This window comes from Streptomyces sp. NPDC002076 (assembly GCF_053593835.1).
The window spans coordinates 93,918-117,343 of the sequence record NZ_JBSFDI010000022.1 but is presented as its reverse complement, the minus strand read 5'-3'; the positions used below and the strand labels follow the sequence as shown (position 1 = coordinate 117,343).

Genomic DNA, 23,426 nt, shown 5'->3' with positions numbered 1-23,426 from the left:
ATCTCCAGTCAGGTGTCGGTGTGTATGTGTTCCATGCTCGGACCCGGGTTCAGCGGATGTCGGGGTGCTCCGGTTCGGCGACATCCCTTCGGGTGACGGAGAGGTGGACGACCAGCCCGAGGATGACCGCCAGGAACAGAGCGCCGGTCACGACGGTGCCGAGGGCGAGGCCGCCGTCGCCGGTGGGCCGGGAGAGGTAGTCGCCGATCGACGCGCCCAGCGGGCGGGTCAGGATGTAGGCGATCCAGAAGCTCCACACCGCGTCCAGGTCCAGCGCGAAGTGCGCGACGGCCACCGCGGCGATGGCCGCCGCGAACAGGACGGCGGACAGCCAGTGGCCGAGGCCTATGCGCTCGGACACCAGGTCACCGGCCGCGGTGCCGAGGGCGAAGGTCAACAGGACCGCCGGCCAGTAGAAGGACTCGCGGCCGATGGTGTCGATGTGGTGGATGGACAGGATCCGCTCGCGCCGGTACCAGACGACGAACACGACCGCGAGGACGATGGCGAAGACCGCGGTGCTCGTCTCCAGCGGCACGCCCATGCGGTCGGTGAGGTTGTCGCCGATCAGCGTGCCGACGACGCTGATCAGCGCCACCGCGAGCCAGTACACGCCCGGCCGGTGGGCACTGGAGCGGAACTGGACCACCAGGACGACGGCCAGCAGGGCACTCATCAGCACCGAAACACCGGTCAGCCCGAGACCCGCCTTCTCGTTCAGCAGGTCCGCCGCGCTCTCGCCGACCGTCGTGCACAGCGCCTTGATGACCCAGAAGTGGACGGTGACCTCGGGCACCTTGTTCCGGCGCAGGCCACCCCGAGCAGCGAGGGCCCGACCGGCCCCCGGAACCGCCTGACTCACAGACACTTCATAGGTCACACTGCCCGACCATGCCACAGGGCACCTGAACGCATCCTGACTGCCGGCGCGCTTCGCCCAACCCCGCCCGAGGCCGCTACAGCGGGATCAGCGCGCCGCACCCCTGCGGATGCCGGCCTGGGCCGGTGGGCTGGTCGTGGGCGCGGGGGTGGGTGAGGTGCCACCACCGGTGGTGCCGCCGAGCAGCCCGCCGTCACCCGCACCGCCGGTGGTGCCGCCGGTCGTGGTGCCGGAGGTGTCGGTCGGACTCGGGGTGACGCAATGCTTCTTCTGCCCGTGACACGGTCCGGTGGTGCGGCTCGGTGTGACCGGTGCGGTCGGGGTGGCCGCGGGCGTGCTCTGGGTGACGGTGACCGAAGGGGTGGGTGAGGGTGCGCCGTATTCGTCGGTGCTCTGGCCCGGTCGGGGTGCGGGCGGGAACTGCCGTACGGGCTGTCCCTCGAGGGCCGCGGTCATGTAACCCGTCCACACCTCGGTGGGCATGTCGGCGCCGAAGACCTTGGAGTAGCCGCCGACGCCCTGCATCGACTGCAGGCCCGCCTTCTTCGGGTCCTCCTTGAACATGCTGACGGCCGTGGTCAGCTGCGGGGTGTAGCCGATGAACCAGGCGGACTTGTAGTCGTCGGTCGTACCGGTCTTGCCGGCCGTCGGGCGGCCCAGGGCCTGGGCGTTCGTGCCGGTTCCGCTCTTCACGACCCCTTGCAGGACGTCGGTGACGGTGTCGGCGGTGGACGCGGGCATGGCCGTGGTGCCCTTGGGCGCGTCGAACCCGGGCAGCTCCCGGCCGTCGGCGACGACCTTGGTCACCGAGTACGGCTCGTGCTGGACACCTTCGTCGTCGAAGGTGGCGTACGCGTCGGCCATGCGGATCGCCGAGGGGGTGGAGGTGCCGATGTAGAAGCCCGGAGTGTCGTACTGAAGGCTCTTGCGCAGCAGACCCGCCTTGAGGGCCTCGGCCTCCACGTTGCTGTAGCCGACGTACTCGCCGAGCTGGACGTAGGGGGTGTTGACCGACTGCTCCATCGCCTTGCGCAGGGTGATGTAACCCCACTTCGTGGGCACGTCGTTGCGCTGGTGGAGAAGTCCGGTGGGGTCCCCGGAGTCCGGCATTTCCTGGCCCTGCTGGTTCTTGATGGTGATGCCGTCGTCGCCGTTGAACTTGGAGTCGGGGGTGATCGGTGAGGCGGGCTGCCCGGGTGAGAGGACGGCGCCGTGATCGAGGGCGGCGGCCAGGTCGATGGGCTTGAAGGTGGAGCCGACCGGCACACCTTTGGCGTCGGCGTTGTCCGTCCAGTGGCCCTTGTCCCAGCCCGCGCCGCCGTACAGCGCCACGACCGCGCCGGTGGTGGGATCGATGGACGCCGCGCCGACCTGGACGTCCTTGTCGGCCGAGCGGTGTCGCGGGTCGAGGTGCTTGTGCTCCATCGCCGCGACGGACGCCGACAGCGCGTTCACCTTCTTCTTGTCGAAGGTGGTGTAGATCTGGTATCCGCCATGGCCCAACTGCTGGTCGGTGAGGGACGTGTGGGCTTCGACGTACTTCTCCGCGGTCTGCACCAGGTAGCCGGTCTGCCCGGACATCCCCGCCGACGGCGTGTAGGGCTTGGGCGTGGGGAACCCGGCGGCTAGGTACTGCTGCTCCTGGGCGCTGGTGATCTTGTTGATCTTGACCATGCGGTCCAGCACGTACTTCCAGCGCGCCGTGGCCTGGGCCTTGGCCTGCGGGTCGGTGTCGGCGTGCATCAACAGGCTCGGTTCGTTGACCGTGGCGGCGATGAAGGCGCCCTGGCTGACGGTCAGCTGGGAGACGTGCTCGTGGTAGTAGGTGCGCGCCGCGGCCTCGATGCCGTACGCGTCGCGGCCGTAGTAGCAGCTGTTGAGATACCCCTGGAGTATCTGCTGCTTGGACATCTGGCCACCGATCTTCAGGGAGATCATGATCTCCCTGAGCTTGCGGGTGACCGACTGGTCCTGGCTGAGGTAGGTGTTCTTCACGAACTGCTGGGTGATGGTGGACCCGGACTGCACCTCGCCGCCCGTCGCCATGTGGTAGACGGCGCGGAGCATGCCCTGCATGTCGACGCCGGGGTCGGTGTAGAAGGTGGCGTTCTCCGCGGCCAGGAAGTCCCACTGCACCAGCTTCGGGACCTGGGCGAGGTCGACGTTCTGCCGGTTGGTCGACCCCTGCGTGGTCATCACCGAGCCGTCCGACCAGTAGTACGTGTTGCTCTGCGCCTGGGTGCTGGGGTTGGCGCTGGGGACCGTCGTCGTGGCGTAGGCGTAGCCGAAAAGGCCCAGCAGGCCGGCCAGGAACAGCAGGAAGGTACCGGTCACCAGCTTCCACGACGGCAGCCACCGCCGCAGGCCACGCTTGCCCGCCCGCGGGTAGTCGATGAGACCGCGCCGGGCGGAGTTCCCGGCCTGCGCACGCCGCATTTCTGCCCGGCCGGAGCGTCTGTCGTCCGGACGTCGCGCGTCCGCCGCGCGGCGGCCCCGCCCGTCCCCGGCCCGGGCAGCCCTGCGCGCCGCTGCCCGGCCGCCGTACGGCACGCCGTCCGAGCCGGACGGTCCGGTCCTCCCCGACGATCGGCGCCGGTGTTCACTCATACTCGCCACTCCTCGGCCAGGCACACGGGCTGACGCTCCTGGCAACTCCTACAAGTTGTAAGAGTAAGCCGGGTGCGCGATACGCCGGCGACCGCCCCCGCCCCGCATACTCACGGCGGAGAATCGCGCGGGACGCGGGGGCGTGCCGGACGCCGACCGCACCCGACCTGAACCCGATGCTGCCGATCCGGTCGAAGTGCCCGCCTTCAGGCTCTCGGACCGCACCGCCTGTGGCGGTGGCGAACGGCGCCGAGCCCGCGACGGTACGACCGGGGAGCCCCGCACCGGGTTGCGTGGTGCACAGGAGGGCGTGGCACACTCGGCGGCACGCTGACGTCTACACGGACTGTAGACAATGAGGGGAGGGAAACCAACCCGTGAGTTCCGGGTGGCGACCATGCTGTCCCATGCTCGACAAGGGAGTGCCGGCCGGAGGAGCGGCGATGTGGTGGCGACCGTGATGCCCGGCAGCGGCAAGGGCCGCGAGTTCGCGAGCAAGGCGGTCACGGTAGTCCACGCCGCGAGCTGAAGCAACGCCTCGGAGAGTGAGCTTGACGACCAACCATGTTCAGTGGGCTCTGCGTCTCACGGGCCCGATGCGGAGAATTCCCTCACCGAAGTTGATGGTCGTCGACCGGCCGACACCGCGCCCGGCGGTGTGGATGGCCGGAGCCGGTATCGCACTGTTCGCTCTGGTCGGCGCGAGCGCGCCCAACCACAACACGCTCAGGGCACCGATCCCCTGGCTCCGGCTGCCCGCCATGTCCGACACCGTCTCCCAGACGGCCACGATCGCGGCGATCGTGCTGTCCTGCTGCGGCTCGCTGGGCATGCTCAAGGCCCATGAGCAGGGCTGGAGACCTGATGCCCGGCTCCTGTTCCGGCTCGGCGCGCTGACCGCGCTCGCCGTCGCCAACCTCACCCCGGTCGGCTCCTCCGACATGGCCAGCTACGCCGCGTACGGCCGTATCGCCGCGCTCGGCGGTGACCCGTACGTGACGACTCCCGCCCGGCTGGGGGGCGCGTACGCCCACCTGGTGAGCAAGGCGTGGCGGAACACACCTTCCGTGTACGGGCCGGTGGCGACGTGGTGGCAGGGCGCTGCGGCGTTCATCGGCCAGGAGCGGCCGTGGCTGACGATATGGGCGCTGATGCTCGCGAACGCCGCGGTCTTTGTGGCTACCGGGTACCTGTTGCTGCGTACCGCCGACGATCCGGTCCGCGCGGGCCTGCTGTGGAGCGTCAACCCGCTGCTGATCACCGTGCTGGTCGCGGGCGGGCACCTCGACACCCTCGTCGCGGGCCTGGCGGTCTGCGCGATCCACCTCGCCCGCAGGACGACCCGGTGGCACCACGACCTGTTCGTGGGCATGCTGGCCGGCCTTGCCTGCGGCGCGAAGATCAGTGCCTGTCTGCTGGGCGTCGGGCTGGTCTGGCCGCTGCTGCGTTCAGGCACCTGGCGACCGGCCGCCCGGCAGGCATGCGCGGCCGCACTGACCCTGGCCGCGCTCTACGCGGCCTACGGCGCGCACGCACTGGCCCCGCTCTCCGCGGCCTCCCGACTGGTCTCCACACCCTCCTTGTGGGCGGTCTTCGACCAGTTCGGCACCGCGGTCCTGGGCCCACGCGCGACTGCGGCACTCGTCAGCGTGCTGTGGCCGGTGGTGATGCTCGCGGTGGCGTGGGCACTCCGCCGCCACGCCGCCCCGGACGCCCCCGCTGTCGCCGCCCTGCCGTTCGCGCTGGCCTTCGCCTGGGTCCTCGCGGCACCGTGGTCGATGCCGTGGTACACGGCTCTCGCCTGGGCCCTGGCGGCCCTGTTCAGCCAGGGCCGCGCGACTGAGTACCTCACCATGGCCACCGCCGTCCTGGCCCTGTCCCACAACAGCGGCGGCCACGGCTGGACTTGGTGAGAGAGGGTGACGGCGGCGGCGCGGCGGTCGGACGCCAGCCGTCTCCCCGCTCCTCCCTCTCTGCCCACTCCGTGCGACGGACCGGCCGTCCGGCCGCGTAGAGCGGACGACGGATCCGTTCGGGGAGGGGACTGAGCAGTGACAGCGCGTGAGCTCAAGGGAGTGTTGAGGGGTGCCAGGGGTACGGCGATCGCAGCGGCGGCGATGGCCGCGCTGACCGCGTCGCAGGCGCCGGGGGCGGTGTCGGCGCGGGTCGCGGAGTCCGCGCGGCAGGGGGCACCCGCCGCCGAGCAGGGGCCCAGCGTGTCCGGTGACACGCCCTACCGCACCGATCTGCCCCCACTGCGCACCCGTGAGCGGGCCTCGGCACAGGCCGTGCCGGGCGGCGCCCTGCCCGCGACCGTGTTCGACGCGTACCGGCGTGCCGAGGAGGAGCTGGCGCGCACCGCGCCCGGCTGCCGGCTGCGCTGGCAGCTGCTGGCTGCGATCGGCCAGGTGGAGTCCGGGCAGGCGCGGGGCGGCCGGGTGACCCCGGACGGTACGACCGTGACGCCCGTCCTCGGTCCCCGGCTGACCGGCGGCGCCTTCGCCGTCGTACCGGACACCGACGGCGGCGCGTACGACGGGGACGCGGTGTACGACCGTGCGGTCGGCCCGATGCAGTTCATCCCGTCGACCTGGGCCCGCTGGGGCGCGGACGGCAACGGCGACGGGCGCGCGGACCCGAACAACGTATACGACGCGGCGCTCGCCGCCGGCCGCTACCTGTGCGCGGGCGGCCGGGATTTGTCGAACCCCGCCGACCTGGACCGGGCGATCCTCGGCTACAACCACTCGGACGCCTATCTGCGCACGGTCCGGGCCTGGTACGCGTACTACCTGACGGGACACCGGGTGGTGCCGGACGCGCCCGCCGAGTCCGGGGCCCGGCCGGAGCCGTCCCGCCCGAAGGCCCCGAAACCCTCGCCGAGGCCGTCGGACGACCGGAGGCCGGGCCGCCCGGGTCCTTCGCGCACGCCGTCGGCACCGCCCGCCTCGCCCTCCCCCGCCCCGTCCCCTACGGCCGGTGCCCCAACGGAGTCCGGGACGCCCCTGGTTCCCGTCCCCGAACCGACCCTCACTCTGCCCGGCGGCGGTGTGCTGTCCGACACAGCCCCACTGACCACGGGCAACAGCTGGAACACGATGGGCGCCGCCCCCTCCACAACCGCGGATACCCGGCGGTAATGTCGCCACCCGCCGGGAGCACCGGACCGGCGGGTGAGCGCAAAGGGGCCCTCATGGCGACGGACATGCCTGCGGACACAGCTGCCGCCGACGAGCGCTGGCAGCGCATGTGGAGCCACCGCGAGCAGTTGCTCAAGGTGGCCCGGCGCCGCTCGATGAGCCTGGAGGACGCCGAGGACGCCGTGCACGAGGCGATGCTGCGGGCCGCGGAGCGCCCGGACCTCGACGACGAGCGGCTCGGCGCCTGGCTGACGACGGTGACCATGCGGTTGTGCGTCGACCGGTACCGGCAGGTCAACCGCGAGGCCGAGGTGGGCAGTCGCCCCACGCTCGTCGCGCCGGGCCCGGTGCCGGTCGAGGAGGTGGTGTGCGACCGGGCCGAGGCGAAGTGGCTCGCCGTGCGCAGCGGGGAGCTGCCCGCGCGGCAGGCGGAGGCGCTGCGGCTGAAGTCCGAGGACCTGGACGTGAGCCAGGTCGCGATGCGGATGGGGCTCAGCTACCGCACCGTCGAGTCGCTGCTCGCCCGGGCCCGGCGGACCCTGCGCGCCTCGCTGGCCGGCACGCTCGGGCTCGTCCTGTTCCTGTTCGGGCGCGGGCGGCTGCGCGGGAGCGGCAAGGCCCAGGCGGTCGCGGCCACCTCGACGGCGGCGACCCTGGTGATGGCGGGACTCGTGCTGCCGTACGCGCTCCACGCGGGCGGAAACGGCAGCAGTCCCGCGCCCCGGCCGGCCGTGTCCGGCGACGCCCCGAGCCTGCGGACCGGGGCCACGGGCCGGGAACGCGCCCCGCAGACGCGCACGGCGCCGACCGGAGCGTCGGGGGCCGCCGGCCGGACGCCCTCGCCCAACGCGGGAACGGCCCTGCCGCTGCCGGTGTCCGTACCGTCCCTGCCGGCCGTGCCCTCGTCCCCGCTCCCCGACCTGCCGACACCGCACATCCCGCGGGTGCCCGGGGTGCCGCAGGCGCCGGGCCTGCCCACCGTGCCGGACCTGCCGACGAAGTCCCCCGCCGCCGCAGCGCCGTCACCTCCCCCGCCCCCGGCCCTGCCAACCGCTCCACTGCCCGTCTCCGCCCCGGCACCCTCAGGCACGCCGTCGCCACAGCTGCCGTAGCGCCCCCACACGCCCCCGCAAAAATGGCGAAGACCGCCGCCGCGCCATCGCTTCCCTGCCCCCGGACCCGCCAACCGCCCCGCCCTCCGTCTCCACCCCGACACCCTCAGACACACAGCCGCCACAGCTGCCCTGAGCCCACACACACCCAGAAAATCGGCGAAGACCGCCGCCACCGCGCCACCGCCTCCCCCACCCCCGGCCCCGCCAACCGCTCCACTGCCCGTCTCCGCCCCGACACCCTCAGGCACGCCGTCGCCGCAGCTGCCGTAACACCCGTACACGCGCCCGAAAAAATTTCGCGGTCGCCGCGACGGACGCCCCGCCCCTCCCCGTAGAGCAGATGTCGCAGCTGCTTCCCGGGCGAAGGGTGGAACCGGATGGGTGTCGAGATCTGTGTGGAAGGGCTGAGCAAGTCCTTCGGTCACCAGGTCATCTGGGAGGACGTCTCGCTGACGCTGCCCGCCGGGGAGGTCTCGGTGATGCTCGGGCCCTCCGGGACGGGCAAGTCGGTGTTCCTCAAGACGCTCGTCGGGCTGCTGAAGCCTGAGCACGGCTCGGTGCGAGTCGCGGGCCGGGACGTCACCCGGCTGCGCGAACGCGACCTGTACGAGGTGCGGAAGTTGTTCGGTGTGCTGTTCCAGGACGGCGCGCTGTTCGGCTCCATGGACCTGTACGACAACATCGCCTTTCCGCTGCGCGAGCACACCCGCAAGTCCGAGAGCGAGATCAGGCGGATCGTGCTCGGGAAGATGGAGATGGTCGGGCTGATCGGCGCCGAGAAGAAGCTGCCCGGCGAGATCTCCGGCGGTATGCGCAAGCGGGCCGGGCTCGCCCGCGCCCTGGTCCTCGATCCGGAGATCATCCTGTTCGACGAGCCGGACTCGGGTCTGGACCCGGTGCGTGTGGCCTATCTCAACCAGCTCATCGTGGACCTCAACGCACAGACCGACGCCACCTTCCTGATCGTCACCCACGACATCGCCTCCGCCCGGCAGGTCCCCGACAACATCGGGCTGCTCTTCCGGCGCGAACTGGTCATGTTCGGGCCCCGCGAGCAGCTGCTGACCAGCGACGAGCCGGTCGTACGGCAGTTCCTGAACGGCCGGATGCAGGGGCCGATCGGCATGGCGGAGGAGAAGGACGCGGCCCAGGTCGAGCAGGAGCTGGCCCAGATGGACGAGGGCGGGTCGGCCGAGGGCCTGACTCCCCGCCTGCTGCCGAGCCCCGGCATCGCCCGCCCGCCCCGCTGGGAGGCGATCGCGCGCCGGGAGGCCGAGCTGCACGGGACGGGGGTGACAGGCGGATGAGCCTCTCCCCGACGGGTGCGCTCAGGCACTCCGGCAACCTGTTCGCGATGGCGCTGGACGTCGTCCGCACGCTGCCCCGACGGCCCTTCCAGGCACGGGAGTTCATCCAGCAGGCGTGGTTCGTGGCGAGCGTGACGATCCTGCCGACGGCGCTGGTCTCGATCCCCTTCGGGGCGGTCATCGCGCTGCAGATCGGCAGCCTGACCCGGCAGCTCGGCGCCCAGTCGTTCTCGGGTGCCGCGTCCGTGCTCGCCGTGCTGCGCGAGGCCTCGCCGATCGTCACCGCGCTGCTGATCGCGGGCGCGGGCGGTACCGCGATCTGCGCGGATCTCGGGGCGCGGAAGATCCGGGACGAGATCGACGCGATGCAGGTGCTCGGCATCGACCCGATCCACCGGCTCGTCGTTCCGCGTGTGCTGGCGTCCATGGTCGTGGCCGTGCTCCTCAACGGCCTCGTCTCGGTGGTCGGCGTCGCGGGCGGCTATTTCTTCAACGTCATCCTCCAGCACGGCACCCCCGGCGCCTATCTGGCGTCCTTCACCACCCTCGCCCAGCTGTCCGACCTGTGGGCGGCCGAGATCAAGGCGCTGGTGTTCGGCGCCATCGCGGCGATCGTCGCCTCGTACAAGGGGCTGACGGCGAAGGGCGGCCCGAAGGGCGTCGGCGACGCCGTCAACCAGTCCGTGGTCATCACCTTCATGTTGCTGTTCGTGACCAACTTCGTGATGACCGCCGTGTACTTCCAGGTCGTCCCGCAGAGGGGTTAGCCGATGAGACTTCTCGACCGCCCCTTGCGCTCACTCGAAGAGCTGGGCACCCAACTCTCCTTCTACGGCCGCTCGCTCGCGTGGACCGGCCGCACCCTGCGCCGCTACAAGAAGGAGATCCTGCGGCTGCTCGCCGAGGTCAGCTTCGGGCGCGGTGCGCTCGCCGTCGTCGGGGGCACGGTCGGCGTGATCGCCTTCCTGTCCTTCTTCACCGGCACCGAGGTCGGCCTCCAGGGCTACGCGGCCCTGAACCAGCTCGGCACCTCCAACTTCGTGGCGTTCCTGTCGGCGTACTTCAACACCCGGGAGATCGCCCCGCTGGTGGCCGGACTCGCCCTGTCCGCGACGGTCGGCGCCGGGTTCACCGCGCAGCTCGGCGCGATGCGGATCAGCGAGGAGACCGACGCGCTGGAGGTGATGGGCGTGCCGTCGCTGCCGTTCCTGGTGACGACCCGGATGATCGCCGGCTTCGTCGCGGTGATCCCGCTGTACGTGATCGGGCTGCTGTCGTCCTACTTCGCCGCGCGCACCATCACCACCGGCTACTACGGGCAGTCGACGGGCACCTACGACCACTACTTCCAGCAGTACCTGCCGCCGGTGGACGTGCTCTGGTCCTTCGGCAAGGTGATCGTCTTCGCCGTGCTGATCATCCTGGTGCACTGCTACTACGGCTACCACGCGAGCGGCGGCCCGGCGGGCGTCGGCGTCGCGGTGGGCCGCGCGGTGCGGACGTCCATCGTCGCCATCAACGTCCTGGACTTCTTCCTGAGCCTCGCGATCTGGGGCGCCAACACGACCGTACGGATCGCGGGGTGAACCGGTGAGGCATCTGAGACTCAGGCTGTACGGCATCGCGTTCATCGCCGTCCTCGCGTCGCTGCTCTCGCTCGCGGTGGCCGTCTACCAGCAGGCGTTCACGCCCGTCGTACCGATCACCCTGGAGGCGGACAGCCTCGGCAACCAGCTCGATCCGCGCGCCGACGTCAAGCTGCGCGGGGTACTGGTCGGCGAGGTGCGCGAGGTGCACGCCGACGGCACGAAGGCGACCCTAGACATCGCGATCAAGCCGCAGTACGTCCCGTACATCCCCTCGGACGTGCATGCGCGGCTGCTGCCGAAGACCCTGTTCGGCGAGAAGTACGTCGACCTCGTGGCGCCCGCCCGTTCTGCGCAGTCGTCGGCCCGGCCCATCCGCGCCGGGGACGTCATCACCCAGGACCGCACGAAGGTCGGCATCGAGGTGCAGCAGCTGATGAACGACCTGCTGCCGCTGCTGCGGACCGTCCGGCCCGGTGAACTCAATGCCACTCTCTCGGCGTTCGCCACCGCGCTGGAGGGCCGCGGCGACCGGATCGGCGACAACCTCTCCCGGGTCGAGGGCTATCTGCGCCGCCTCAACCCACACCTGCCGTCGCTCAAGGAGGACATCTCGCGTTTCGCCGACGTCGCCGAGGTCTACGGCGACGCCGCACCCGACCTGATGCGGATCCTGCGCAACACGGTCACCACCAGCCGGACGATCGTCGAGAAGAAGGACCAGCTGGCCGCGGGCCTCCGCTCGACCGCTGCCCTGGCGGGCACGGCGGACGACTTCCTGTCCGAGAACGGCGACCGGCTGATCACCCTGGGCCGGGTCTCCCGCCCCACGCTGCAACTGTTCGCCCGCTACTCCCCCGAGTACCCGTGCCTGCTGAAGGGCCTGGTCCGGCAGGAGCAGGCGTCGGAGGACGCGTTCCGGGGCGGGGAGATGCGGATCACCCTGGAGGCCGTCCGGCCGCAGGGCGCGTACCGGCCCGGTGAGGAGCCGGTGTACGGGGAGCGGTCCGGCCCGAACTGCCGTGGGCTGCCGGATCCGCCGGTGCCCGGGCCCAAGCCTCATCTGAACGACGGTACGTCCGCCCGGAGTTCGGGCGGCCCACTCCCCGGAGGTGTCGACATGTCCGCCACCGCGGCCGAGCAGCGGGCCGTCGGCTCGCTCGTGGCCCCCGTCATGGGCGTCCCCGCGGACCAGGTGCCGCCCGTCGCGACCCTGCTGTTCGGGCCGCTCGCGCGCGGAACGGCGGTGAGCGTCGCATGAGCAGGGCAGGAGCCCGGCAGACCGCCGGCCCACTGATCAAGTTCAGCCTCTTCGCGCTGGTCACCATCGCGGCGACGGCGCTGCTCGCCGCCACCATCGTCAACATCTCCTTCACCCCGAAGGACACCTACCACGCGGTGTTCTCCGACGTCACCGGGCTGGAGACGGGCGACGACATCCGGGTGGCCGGAGTGCGGGTCGGCCAGGTCGAGGGCATCCGGATCAAGGACCGGACCCTGGCCGAGGTCACGTTCACCGTCACCGCCGACCGGCCGCTGTTCGCCGGCACCCACGCGGTGGTCCGCTACCGCAACCTGGTCGGGCAGCGGTACATCGCGCTGACCGAGGGCACCGGCGGCGGCAGCGGGCGGCTGCGGCCCGGCGGCACCATCCCGCTGTCCCGGACCCAGCCGGCGCTGGACCTCAACGCCCTGCTGAACGGCTTCAAGCCGCTGTTCGCGGCGCTCAGCCCGAGCGACGTCAACCAGCTCGCCACCGAGATCGTCCAGACCCTCCAGGGCGAGGGCGGCACGGTGAACAGCCTGCTCGCGCACACGGCCTCGCTCACCACGACCCTCGCCGACCGCGACCGGCTGATCGGCTCGGTGATCGACAACCTCAACACCGTCCTGAAGACGCTCGACAAGCGCGGCTCCCGCTTCTCCGATCTGCTCACGCAGTTGCGCCGGGTGGTCTCGGGGCTGTCCGCCGACCGCAAGCCCATCGGGGAGTCCCTGGTGAGCATCGGCGATCTCACGGACGCCACGGCGGGGCTGCTGAAGGACGCACGTCCGCCGCTGAAGGACGACATCGCCGGTCTCGGCGATCTCACCGGAACGCTGAACACGAACGAGACCACCGTGGAGGGTGTCCTGAAACGGCTGCCGAACAAGCTCAACAAGCTGACCGGGACGGCGTCCTACGGCTCGTGGTTCAACTTCTACCTCTGCGACTTCGACGGCCGGATCGTGCTGCCGAAGACGAAGCAGGTGATCACCCCGGACCTGCACGTGGCACGGGCGAGGTGCGGCGGATGAGCATGCGCGTCCCACGGCGCAGGGTCCGCCGCCCCGAACCGCTGGTGAAGGTACGGGTCCTGCCACCGAGACTGCCGAGGCTCCTGCCCCGGCTGCCGAGGCGCAAGGCGCGCCCCGAGTCCCTGGTGAACGTGCGCGTCCTGCCGCCCCGGTTGCCGAGGCTCCTGCCCCGGCTGCCGAAGCGCGAGACCCGTCCCCAGCCCCTGGTGAAGGTGCGCGTCCTGCCACCGAAGCTGCCCAGGATCCGGCTGGGGCGCCCTCGGCTGAAGCCCTTCCGGGAGCGTAACCCGGTCGTCGTCGGCGCCGTCGGTCTCACCGTCCTCGCGCTGCTCACGGTCGCCGCCTTCAACGCCGACAGCCTGCCGCTGATCGGCGGCGGCGACACCTACAGCGCCGCCTTCTCGGAGGCCGGCGGGCTCAAGCCGGGCGACGAGGTGCGGATCGCCGGAGTCAAGGTCGGCAAGGTCGAGGACGTCGGACTGGACGGCGACCACGTCAAGGTCACCTTCAAGGTGAAGGGTCACCCGGCGTTCGGCACCGACACGGGCGCGTCGATCCGGGTCAAGACGATCCTCGGAGCGAAGTACCTGGCCCTCTCCCCCAGAGGACCCGGGCAGTTGAAGCCGGGCAGTGAGATCCCGATCGGGCGGACGGTGTCGGCGTACGACGTCGTCCAGGCCTTCAGCGACCTCACGACCACCACCGAGGAGGTCGACACGGACCGGCTCGCGAAGGCGCTGGACACGATCTCCGTCACCTTCCAGGACTCACCAGCGGAGGTGCGGGCGTCCATCAACGGACTGTCGCGGATCTCCCGGACCGTGGCCTCCCGTGACAAGGCGTTGCGCGGGCTCCTCGACCACGCGAACGGGGTCACCAAGGTGCTGGCCGGCCACACCAAGGACTTCTCGGCGCTGGTGAAGGACGGCGACGCGCTCTTCAAGGAGATCGGCCGGCGCCGCACGGCGATCCACGACCTGCTCAAGAGCTCCGCCCTGCTGGGCATCGAGCTGTCCGGCCTGGTCGACGACAACAGCAAGGACATCGGACCCGCCCTGAAGAACCTCGACACCTTCGTGAAGATGCTCGAACGCAACCAGGCGAGCCTCGACCGCAGCGTCCAGCTCCTCGCGCCGTACGTACGTCTGTTCACCAACACCCTCGGCAACGGCCGCTGGTTCGACTCCTACGTCCAGAACCTGGTCGCCGCCCCGGTCACGCCACGGACAGGAGGCACCCGATGACCCGCAGGCTCCTGGCCCTGTTCACCGCGCTCGCGGTCGTCGCAGGCCTCGCCGTGCTCCTGTGGCCCGGCCCCGACCCCGTCCGGGTCACGGCGTACTTCCCGCGCACCGTCGGCATCTACCCCGGCTCCGACGTCCGCGTGCTCGGTGTCCGCATCGGCGAGGTCAGGAAGATCACGCCGGAGGGCGGCCGGGTGAGGGTGGAGCTGGAGTACGACCGGGGCCGCAGGGTCCCCGCGAACGCCCAGGCCGCCATCGTCAACTCCTCGGTGGTCAGCGACCGTTATGTGCAGCTGCTGCCGGTGTACCGGAAGGGCCCGGTCATGCGGGACGGCGACGTCATCCCCGAGTCCCGTACGGCCGTTCCCGTCGAGCTGGACCGGATCTTCGACAGCCTGCACACCACGGCGGAGGCACTCGGGCCGGACGGCGCCAACAAGAAGGGCTCGCTGTCCCGGCTGCTGGGGGTGAGCGCCGACAACCTCCGGGGGCAGGGCGAGAACCTGAACCAGACGGTCGGGGACCTCTCCCAGGCGGTCACCACGCTGTCCGACGGGCGCGGCGACCTGTTCGGGACCGTGCGGAACCTGCAGGTGTTCACGGCCGCACTGGCGGCGGACGACACCAGCGTGCGGTCCTTCGACACCGACCTCGCCGACGTGGCCGGGCAGCTGGCCGGGGAGCGCAAGGATCTCGCGGCCGCGCTGAAGTACCTGGCCGCCGCCCTCGGCGACGTCTCCGGCTTCGTGAAGGGCAACAAGAAGGCGCTGACCTCGGACGTACGGGGCCTGGCCAGGGTCACCAAGGTGCTCGTCACCCAACGGGCCGCACTGGAGGAGCTGTTGACCGTCGCGCCCACCGGCCTGTCGAACCTGCAGAACGCCTACAACCCCGCGGCCGGCACCCTCGACACCCGCAACAACGCGCAGGCCCCGCAGGACCCCGCGTCCCTGCTCTGCTCGATCCTGCGGACGACCGGGGACGAGGGCGGCAAGAACCCCGACTGCACGGACCTGAAGAAGCTCTTCCAGTCCCTGCCCGAGGTGCCGTCGGCCCCTGCGGTGACGGGCACGGTCGACAAGACCCTCGGCGGAATCCTGGGGGCCCGGGCATGAGCGCGCGGCGCTTGGGGCGGGTGGCCGCCTGGGCCGCGGTCGGCTCGCTGCTCCTGACCGGCTGCGAGTTCAACGGCTGGTACGACGTCCCGCTCCCCGGCGGCGCCGCCTCGGACGGCCACGCCTACCACGTCACCGTCGACTTCCGGGACGTCCTGGACCTGGTGCCGCAGTCGGCGGTGAAGGTGAACAACGTCACCGTGGGCGCGGTCGAGAAGGTGGAGCTGGACGGCTGGCACGCGCGCGTGCGGCTCAGGATCGCCGACTCGGTGAAGCTGCCCGGCAACGCGGTCGCCGACCTGCGGCAGACCAGCATGCTCGGCGAGAAGTACGTGGCCCTGTCCGCGCCGGCCGGCACGCCACCCGTCGGACGGCTCCGCGACGGCGACCGCATCCCGCTCTCCCGCAGCGGCCGCAACGCGGAGGTCGAGGAGGTGCTGTCCGCCCTGTCCGCGCTGCTCAACGGCGGCGGGGTGGCCCAGCTGAAGACGATCACCGTAGAGCTGAACAAGGCCCTGAACGGCCGTGAGGACCGGGTCAGGTCGCTGCTGAAGCAGCTCGACACCTTCCTCGGCGGCCTCGACGACCAGCGGGGCGAGATCGTGCGCGCGCTCAAGGGTGTCGACCGGCTCGCCGAGCGGCTGAAGAAGGAGAAGAAGACGATCGCCCTCGCCGTCGACACCATGCCGCCGGCCCTGAAGGCCCTCGCCGACCAGCGCCGCGACCTGACGAAGATGCTCACCGCACTGTCCCGGCTCGGCACGACCGGCACCAAGGTGATAAACGCCTCCCACGCCGACACCGTCGCCGACCTGAGAAATCTGCAACCCATCCTGCAGGAGCTGAACAAGGCGGGCGACGACCTGCCCAACTCCCTCGAACTGCTGACCACGTATCCGTTCCCGCGCAACGCCACGGACGCGGTCAAGGGCGACTACGTCAACCTGAGGATCACCGCCGACCTCGACCTGGCGGGCATCTACGGCAACCTCAACGGCAAGCCCGGCAAGGGCAGGAGCACGCCGACGCCCGGGACCCCGCGTCTTCCGGGTGTCCCCACGCCGGTCCCCCTGCCGTCCCTGCCGGGCACCCCGTCCCTCCCGTCCACCCCGTCCGTGCCCTCCGCCCCTGCCGTGCCCTCGAAGCCCTCCGGCGGCAGCACCCTGCTGTGTCCGCCGGTGTGCACCGCGGCCTACGGCACGGGGGACGGCTCACGTCGCCTCCCACCCGGGATCGACCTCGGCCTGGCCGAGCTGATGCTGAAGGGGATACTGCCGTGATCACACGTACGGTCAGGGCCCAGTTGCTCGCCTTCGCGACCGTCACCGCCCTCGGGGTGTCGTACGTCGGCGCCCGGTACACGGGTCTGGTGGACGACGTGCTGCGCCGTGGGTACACCGTGCGCGCCGACTTCGCCGAGTCCGGGGGCGTGTTCCCCGGCGCGGAGGTCACCTACCGCGGGGTGCCGGTGGGCCGCGTGGGCGACCTGCGGCTGAACGGGTCCGGGGTCTCGGTGGCGCTGAAGATCGAGGACGGTGCCCCGAGGATCCCGGCCGACACGCTCGCGGTGATCGCCGACCGTTCGGCGGTGGGCGAGCAGTACGTCGACCTCCAGCCGCGCGGGTCGGGCGGGCCGTACCTCATCGACGGCAGCCCGATCCCACGCAGCCGCACCCGGACCCCGCTGCCGGTCACCGACCTGGTCCTCAGCCTCGACCGGCTCGTCAACTCGGTCGGCAAGGACGATCTGCGGGTCACCGTCGACGAGTTGGGCAAGGCGTTCGCCGGCACCGGGCCGAACCTGAGCCGTCTGGTCGACTCCGGCAACTCCCTGGTGGAGTCGGCGTCCGCATCGCTCCCGCAGACCGTCTCGTTGATCGAGGACTCGCGGAAGGTGCTGAAGACCCAGGCCGACCAGGGCTCGGCCATCAAGTCGTTCTCCCGTGACCTGGCCAGGCTCACCGCGCAGCTGAAGTCGAGCGACGGCGATCTGCGCCGGCTGATCGGCAACACGGTGCCCGCCACGCAGGAGCTGGACTCCCTGCTGAAGTCCACCCGGCCGCACGTGCCGGTCCTGCTGGCCAATCTCATCAGCGGCGGCCAGATCACCGTGGCCCGGCTGCCCGGCGTCGAGCAGGCCCTGGTCACGCTCCCGCTCACCGTGGCGGGCAGCTACACGGTGATCCCGGGCGACGGCACCACCCACTTCGGGCTGACCGTGAACGCCGACGACCCGCCCGCCTGCACCCAGGGCTACGGCACCCAGCGCCGCGACCCGGCCGACACCGGCCCGCGCCCGGCGAACACCGACGCCCGTTGCACGGCGCCGCGTGGGAGCAAGACCTCGGTGCGCGGTGCGCAGAACGCCCCCGGCGCGACGACCGGCGCGGACGGCGCGAACCAGGCCGCGTTCGTGGCCCCGTACGACCCGGAGACCGGCACCCTGACCGGCCCGGACGGAACGCCCGTCGAGATCGGCTCGGCGGGCGGCGAACAGAGCGTGTTCGGAAAGGAGTCGTGGCAATGGCTGCTCGCGGGACCGATGGCATGACAGGGGGGCGCCTGCGGCTGCTGTCGGCCGGCCTTGTCGCCGCGACCGTGCTGACGACCGTGCTCTGCGTCTGGCTGGGCCTGAAGCTGGCCGACCAGCGCGGGACGGAGCAGCGCCGCCAGGAGGTCCTGGCGGCGGCCCGCCAGTCGGCGCTGAACTTCACCTCGCTCGACTACCGGCACTACGACCAGGACAGCCGCACTGTGCTGGAGGGTGCCACCGGCGACTTCAAGAAGCAGTTCGCGGCGCAGACAGCCCAGTTGACGAAGCTGGTCGCGCAGAACAAGTCGGTGTCCGAGGGGCAGGTGCTGGATGCGGGCATCGTGCGGTCCGACGCGCGCTCGGCGCGGGTGCTGGTCGTGGCCGACAGCAAGGTGACCAACACCGCCGCGCCCGAGGGCCAGGCGCGCACCTACCGGCTCCAGCTCGACCTCGTGCGGGTCGGCGACCGCTGGCTGACCTCCGACGTCACGTTCGTGGGCTGACCCGCCGGTGAGGCCATCAGTGAGGAGAGAGACCATGGCGAACCCGACCCGAACCCGCGGCGCCGGCTCCCCGGCCCGCCGTACCCTGACCGCGGCCGCCCGCGCGGCGGCCAAGCGCGCCGGGCGGCCGGAGCGCGCTCCCCGCCGGGAGGAGGAGGTCTCCCCCGGGCGCACGCTGCTCATCGATCCCCCGGCGGACGGCTGGGCGGACCCACCGGAGCCCGAGCCGTCCGACTCACCCGAGCCGTCCGATAACGAGCCGCAGGAGAGTGGGCCGGAGGAGAGCGCGTCCCCGCGCAGGGCCGGACGGCACGTGCTCATCGCGGTCCTGGGCGTCGTCCTCGTGGCGGCCCTGGTCGTGGCCGCCGTACTGGGCTGGCGGTACCAGGAGGGGCGGCAGGCGGAGCAGGCCCGTGGCGAGGCCCTCGCGGCCGCGCAGAAGGCGGCGCCGGCCGTGCTGTCGTACGACTACCGGCATCTGGACCGCGACTTCGCCCGGGCCCGTGCCCTGCTGACCGGGCACTTCCGCGACGAGTACGGCAGGACCACGAAGACGGTGGTCGCGCCGACCGCGACGAAGTACCACGGCGTGGTGAAGGCGACCGTGGCCACCCCCGCCGACGGCGGCGCCCCCGCGGCCTCCGTCGTGTCGGCGGCACCGGACCGGGCCGTCGTCCTGCTCTTCGTCAACCAGGTCACCGAGAGCACCCAGGTCCCGGAGCCCCGGCTGGACCTGAACCGGGTGCGGATGACGCTCACCCGCACCTCCGACGGCTGGAAGGTGAGCGGCGTAGACGCCCTCTGACCAGGCCTTCACCTGTGCCCCTGCGCGATCGCGCGGGGGCACTTTTTCGTGGGCTCTCTTGACAGTCGTCCACCCCCGCAGGCAATCTTTCCATAGAGCAGAAAGCAACTTCCGCAATACGGAATTACAGGGAAGGGAGCGCCGTCCCCGTGGGATTCGCAGACCAGCGCTTCAACGTCAACCTGTCGATCCTCTTCACGGAACTCCCGCTCCTGGAGCGTCCCGCGGCCGCCGCCGCGGCGGGCTTCACGGCGGTCGAGCTGTGGTGGCCCTGGGTCGACTCCCCCACTCCCGAGCGGTCCGAGCTCGACGCCCTGAAGAAGGCGATCGAGGACGCGGGCGTCCAGCTCACGGGGCTGAACTTCTACGCCGGACAGCTGCCGGGCCCGGACCGCGGCGCCCTGTCGATCCCGGGCGAGGAGTCGGAGAGGTTCCGCGCCAACATCGACGTGGCCGCCGACTTCGCCGCCTCCGTGGGCTGCACCGCGCTCAACGCCCTGTACGGCAACCGCGTCGAGGGCGTGGACCCGGCGGAGCAGGACGCGCTCGCCCTGGAGAACCTCGTCCTCGCGGCCCGGGCGGCCGACCGGACCGGCGCGATCCTGCTGATCGAGACGCTGAACCGGCCGGAGTCCCCGCGGTACCCGCTGGTGAGCGCGCCCGCCGCCATCGAGGTCGTGGACAAGGTCAACGAGGCGACGGGGCTCGGGAACGCCAGGTTCCTGATGGACCTGTACCACCTGTCCATGAACGGCGAGGACCTGCCGTCGGTCATCGAGCGGCACGCGGCGAAGACCGGCCACGTCCAGATCGCCGACAACCCCGGCCGCGGCGCCCCCGGGACGGGTTCGCTCCCGCTGGAGGAACTGCTCGACCAGCTCAGGAAGGCCGGTTACGACGGCTGGGTCGGCCTGGAGTACAAGCCTGGCGACCGCCCGAGCGCCGAGGCCTTCGACTGGCTCCCGCGCGAAGCCCGCGCGACGCGCTGAACCCCCTGACTTTGCAAGGCAGTTGAGAGAGGCACCCCCATCATGAGCAGCAATCTCCCCAAGATCGCGTGGATCGGCCTCGGCATCATGGGCTCCCCCATGTCCGAGAACCTGATCAAGGCGGGTTACGACGTCACCGGCTTCACCCTGGAGCAGGACAAGCTGGACCGTCTGGCCGCCGCCGGTGGCACCGCCGCCCCCTCGATCGCCGAGGCCGTGCGCGACGCCGACGTGGTGATCACCATGGTTCCCGCGTCCCCGCAGGTCGAGGCCATCTCCTACGGCCCGGACGGCATCCTGGAGAACGCCCGGCGGGGCGCCCTGCTGATCGACATGTCCTCGATCACTCCGCAGACCTCCGTGGACCTCGCGAAGGCCGCCGAGGACAAGGGCATCCGGGTGCTGGACGCCCCGGTGTCCGGCGGCGAGGCCGGCGCCGTCGAGGCCGTGCTGTCGATCATGGTCGGCGGTGAGCAGGCCGACTTCGACCAGGCCAAGCCGATCTTCGAGGCGCTCGGCAGGACCATCGTGCTGTGCGGCCCGCACGGCTCGGGCCAGACCGTGAAGGCGGCCAACCAGCTGATCGTCGCCGTGAACATCCAGGCGTGCGCCGAGGCCGTCGTCTTCCTGGAGAAGTCGGGCGTGGACCTGGTGGCCGCGCTGGACGTCCTCAACGGCGGCCTTGCGGGCTCCACCGTGCTGACGCGGAAGAAGGACAACTTCCTGAACCGCGACTTCAAGCCGGGCTTCCGGATCGACCTGCACCACAAGGACATGGGCATCGTCACCGACGCCGCCCGCAACGTCGGCGCCGCGCTGCCGGTCGGTGCCGTGGTCGCCCAGCTCGTCGCCTCGCTGCGCGCCCAGGGCGACGGCGGCCTGGACCACTCGGCCCTGCTGCGCGCGGTCGAGCGCCTCTCCGGCGCTCGGCTGTAGAGACTTCCGGGCCGCGGCGCCGCTGACACCTGTCCTGTCGCGCCCAGGCGGCGCCGCGGCCCGGAATCGACTTCAACAAACTGTTGACGCCCAGATCACCAACTTTTAGGCTCCACAAAGCGGAAACAGGTTTCCGCTGACTCCAGCACGGAAGGTCCCCGATGTCGAAGCGCGTGCTCACGACAGAGTCCGGCGCCCCGGTCGCCGACAACCAGAATTCCGCCTCCGCCGGCGTCGGCGGCCCGCTCCTGATCCAGGACCAGCACCTCCTGGAGAAGCTCGCGCGCTTCAACCGCGAGCGGATCCCGGAGCGTGTGGTGCACGCCCGTGGCTCCGGCGCGTACGGCCACTTCGAGGTGACGGACGACGTCACCGGCTTCACCCATGCCGACTTCCTGAGCACGGTCGGCAAGCGCACCGAGGTGTTCGTGCGCTTCTCCACGGTGGCCGACTCCCTCGGCGGCGCGGACGCCGTCCGTGACCCGCGCGGCTTCGCGGTGAAGTTCTACACCGAGGAGGGCAACTACGACCTCGTCGGCAACAACACCCCGGTCTTCTTCATCAAGGACCCGATCAAGTTCCCCGACTTCATCCACTCGCAGAAGCGCGACCCCTTCACGGGCCGTCAGGAGCCGGACAACGTCTGGGACTTCTGGGCGCACGCCCCCGAGGCCACGCACCAGGTGACCTGGCTGATGGGCGACCGCGGCATCCCGGCGTCGTACCGGCACATGAACGGCTACGGCTCGCACACCTACCAGTGGACGAACGCCCAGGGCGAGGCCTTCTTCGTCAAGTACCACTTCAAGACGAACCAGGGCATCCGCTCGCTGAGCAGCGAGCAGGCCGCGGAGCTCGCCGGCCAGGACCCGAACTCCCACCAGACCGACCTGCTGCAGGCGATCGAGCGCGGCGTGCACCCGTCGTGGACCCTGTACGTGCAGCTCATGCCGGCGGCCGAGGCGGCGGACTACCGCTTCAACCCGTTCGACCTGACCAAGGTGTGGCCGCACAGGGACTACCCGCTGCAGCGGGTGGGCCGCCTGGTGCTGGACCGCAACCCGGACAACGTCTTCGCCGAGGTCGAGCAGGCCGCGTTCGCCCCGAACAACTTCGTGCCCGGCATCGGCCCCTCCCCCGACAAGATGCTCCAGGGCCGCCTGTTCGCCTACGCGGACGCGCACCGCTACCGCCTGGGGGTCAACCACACCCTGCTGCCGGTCAACTCCCCGAAGGCGGTGCCGGGCGGCGCCCGGAACTACGGCCGCGACGGCTACATGGCGTTCAACGCGCAGGGCCGCGGCGCCAAGAACTACGAGCCGAACTCCTACGACGGCCCGGTGGAGACCGGCCGCCCGCTGTCGGCACCCCTGGCGGTGTCGGGCCACACGGGCAACCACTCCGCCCCGCTCCACACCAAGGACGACGACTTCTACCAGGCGGGCGAGCTGTACCGCCTGATGTCGGCGGAGGAGAGGTCCCGCCTCGTCGCGAACATCGCCGGCGGCCTGTCACAGGTCTCCCGCGACGACGTGATCGAGAAGAACCTGGCCCACTTCCACGCCGCCGACCCGGAGTACGGCAAGCGCGTGGAGGAAGCGGTTCGCGCCCTGCGCGAGGACTGATATCAGGAACCCAGAAGCAGCGTACGGGATCTGACGGAGAGTCACAGCCCCCGCACGCGGCCCGCGCGCACCGCCGTACGGCCCGGATGAGGGGTGGTCGTGCGGCGGTGGGCGCGGGCAGGGCGCGGACCGTGGCGGCATGCGAGCCAGTGCGGTGGTCAAGGACCGGGTCCCCTTCTCGACCAGAGGGAAGGGTCCCGGCTCCGTCGCACGCCCCACGGTCCCACCCAGCCCCCTCCGACGGGGGCCACCCGCTCCGTCCGGCGGCGCGAACGACCTGTCGCGCCCAGCCTCGCACCGCCGGACGGTCACCATACGGACACGAAGCGCTTCCCCGGTCGGGGGGAGCGCTTCGTGCTGTCCGGGCACGGCCCGGGCCGGCGTGCGGGGCCGCCGTATCCGCAGCACGCTGAACCCATGGGCAATCCGACGCACTACCCGCACATCGTGGTCCACTCCCCGGCACTGGACGGCTCCCGGCGGGTCACCGAGGGGGAGGTGACCCTGGGGATCGCCTCGCATCTGGACGATGTCGTGGAGATCCTGCGGCTGGCCGATCTGGACCGGATCGAGGTGGAGGAGAGCGATCTCATCGAGTGGCAGGGCGGCGGGCCCGACGACTGGCCGGGACTGTCGGAGCACGAGCTGTAGCGGCTGGTGTACGGCAGCGGTCGTAGACGGGCTACGCCATCCTCAAATCATCCTCTGAACACCGCGGCTCAGGCTTCAACCGCCCCCGCGGT

General features: G+C 71.2%; 20 protein-coding genes. 18 read left to right on the top strand and 2 right to left on the bottom strand.

What is annotated here, in order from left to right:
- Window positions 1-49: 49 nt before the first annotated feature.
- Both ACWCQS_RS35715 and ACWCQS_RS35710 read right to left on the bottom strand, forming a co-directional pair.
- A complete protein-coding gene (locus ACWCQS_RS35715) occupies window positions 50-862 on the bottom strand; it encodes a COG4705 family protein (protein ID WP_451008320.1) in 813 nt (270 codons plus the stop codon).
- Between the two features lie 105 nt (window positions 863-967).
- Window positions 968-3,487, bottom strand: a complete 2,520-nt coding sequence (locus ACWCQS_RS35710) for a transglycosylase domain-containing protein (protein ID WP_451008319.1) — start codon at window positions 3,485-3,487, stop codon at window positions 968-970.
- Between the two features lie 596 nt (window positions 3,488-4,083).
- On the opposite strand from ACWCQS_RS35710, the gene ACWCQS_RS35705 reads away from it, so the two are divergent.
- From ACWCQS_RS35705 to ACWCQS_RS35620, 18 genes are all read left to right on the top strand, one after another.
- On the top strand, window positions 4,084-5,400 hold the full coding sequence (locus ACWCQS_RS35705) for a hypothetical protein (protein WP_451008318.1): 1,317 nt from the start codon (window positions 4,084-4,086) through the stop codon (window positions 5,398-5,400).
- A 138-nt stretch (window positions 5,401-5,538) separates the two neighbouring features.
- Window positions 5,539-6,627, top strand: coding sequence for a lytic transglycosylase domain-containing protein (locus tag ACWCQS_RS35700; RefSeq protein ID WP_451008317.1), 1,089 nt, complete (start codon window positions 5,539-5,541; stop codon window positions 6,625-6,627).
- A gap of 53 nt (window positions 6,628-6,680) precedes the next feature.
- Window positions 6,681-7,739, top strand: coding sequence for a sigma-70 family RNA polymerase sigma factor (locus ACWCQS_RS35695; RefSeq protein ID WP_451008316.1), 1,059 nt, complete (start codon window positions 6,681-6,683; stop codon window positions 7,737-7,739).
- 380 nt (window positions 7,740-8,119) lie between these two features.
- On the top strand, window positions 8,120-9,049 hold the full coding sequence (locus tag ACWCQS_RS35690) for an ABC transporter ATP-binding protein (RefSeq protein WP_451008315.1): 930 nt from the start codon (window positions 8,120-8,122) through the stop codon (window positions 9,047-9,049).
- Window positions 9,046-9,816, top strand: coding sequence for an MlaE family ABC transporter permease (locus ACWCQS_RS35685; RefSeq protein WP_023545776.1), 771 nt, complete (start codon window positions 9,046-9,048; stop codon window positions 9,814-9,816). The genes ACWCQS_RS35690 and ACWCQS_RS35685 overlap by 4 nt, the downstream gene beginning before the upstream one ends.
- A gap of 3 nt (window positions 9,817-9,819) precedes the next feature.
- Complete coding sequence (locus ACWCQS_RS35680; protein WP_450983947.1) at window positions 9,820-10,635, top strand: MlaE family ABC transporter permease; 816 nt, start codon at window positions 9,820-9,822, stop codon at window positions 10,633-10,635.
- Window positions 10,636-10,639: 4 nt separating this feature from the next.
- Window positions 10,640-11,896, top strand: a complete 1,257-nt coding sequence (locus ACWCQS_RS35675) for an MCE family protein (protein WP_451008314.1) — start codon at window positions 10,640-10,642, stop codon at window positions 11,894-11,896.
- The gene (locus tag ACWCQS_RS35670; RefSeq protein WP_451008313.1) at window positions 11,893-12,933 is read left to right on the top strand and encodes an MCE family protein; all 1,041 of its coding nucleotides are present in this window, start codon (window positions 11,893-11,895) and stop codon (window positions 12,931-12,933) included. Before ACWCQS_RS35675 ends, ACWCQS_RS35670 begins: the two co-directional genes overlap by 4 nt.
- A 242-nt stretch (window positions 12,934-13,175) precedes the next feature.
- Complete coding sequence (locus ACWCQS_RS35665) at window positions 13,176-14,177, top strand: MCE family protein (RefSeq protein WP_451008357.1); 1,002 nt, start codon at window positions 13,176-13,178, stop codon at window positions 14,175-14,177.
- Window positions 14,174-15,292, top strand: coding sequence for an MCE family protein (locus tag ACWCQS_RS35660; RefSeq protein ID WP_451008312.1), 1,119 nt, complete (start codon window positions 14,174-14,176; stop codon window positions 15,290-15,292). The genes ACWCQS_RS35665 and ACWCQS_RS35660 overlap by 4 nt, the downstream gene beginning before the upstream one ends.
- Complete coding sequence (locus ACWCQS_RS35655; protein ID WP_451008311.1) at window positions 15,289-16,572, top strand: MCE family protein; 1,284 nt, start codon at window positions 15,289-15,291, stop codon at window positions 16,570-16,572. The genes ACWCQS_RS35660 and ACWCQS_RS35655 overlap by 4 nt, the downstream gene beginning before the upstream one ends.
- Entirely contained in the window at window positions 16,569-17,843 is a 1,275-nt protein-coding gene (locus tag ACWCQS_RS35650) for an MCE family protein (protein WP_451008310.1), read from the top strand. The genes ACWCQS_RS35655 and ACWCQS_RS35650 overlap by 4 nt, the downstream gene beginning before the upstream one ends.
- Window positions 17,840-18,328, top strand: a complete 489-nt coding sequence (locus tag ACWCQS_RS35645) for a hypothetical protein (RefSeq protein ID WP_451008309.1) — start codon at window positions 17,840-17,842, stop codon at window positions 18,326-18,328. Before ACWCQS_RS35650 ends, ACWCQS_RS35645 begins: the two co-directional genes overlap by 4 nt.
- A 34-nt stretch (window positions 18,329-18,362) precedes the next feature.
- Window positions 18,363-19,133, top strand: coding sequence for a hypothetical protein (locus tag ACWCQS_RS35640; RefSeq protein WP_451008308.1), 771 nt, complete (start codon window positions 18,363-18,365; stop codon window positions 19,131-19,133).
- 149 nt (window positions 19,134-19,282) lie between these two features.
- Window positions 19,283-20,122 carry a TIM barrel protein gene (locus ACWCQS_RS35635; RefSeq protein WP_451008307.1) on the top strand — a complete coding sequence of 280 codons (840 nt, stop codon included), beginning with the start codon at window positions 19,283-19,285 and terminating at the stop codon, window positions 20,120-20,122.
- Between the two features lie 42 nt (window positions 20,123-20,164).
- On the top strand, window positions 20,165-21,058 hold the full coding sequence (locus ACWCQS_RS35630) for a 2-hydroxy-3-oxopropionate reductase (RefSeq protein ID WP_451008306.1): 894 nt from the start codon (window positions 20,165-20,167) through the stop codon (window positions 21,056-21,058).
- 161 nt (window positions 21,059-21,219) lie between these two features.
- Complete coding sequence (locus tag ACWCQS_RS35625) at window positions 21,220-22,683, top strand: catalase (protein ID WP_451008305.1); 1,464 nt, start codon at window positions 21,220-21,222, stop codon at window positions 22,681-22,683.
- A 417-nt stretch (window positions 22,684-23,100) separates the two neighbouring features.
- On the top strand, window positions 23,101-23,334 hold the full coding sequence (locus ACWCQS_RS35620; protein WP_153543919.1) for a hypothetical protein: 234 nt from the start codon (window positions 23,101-23,103) through the stop codon (window positions 23,332-23,334).
- Window positions 23,335-23,426: the final 92 nt, after the last annotated feature.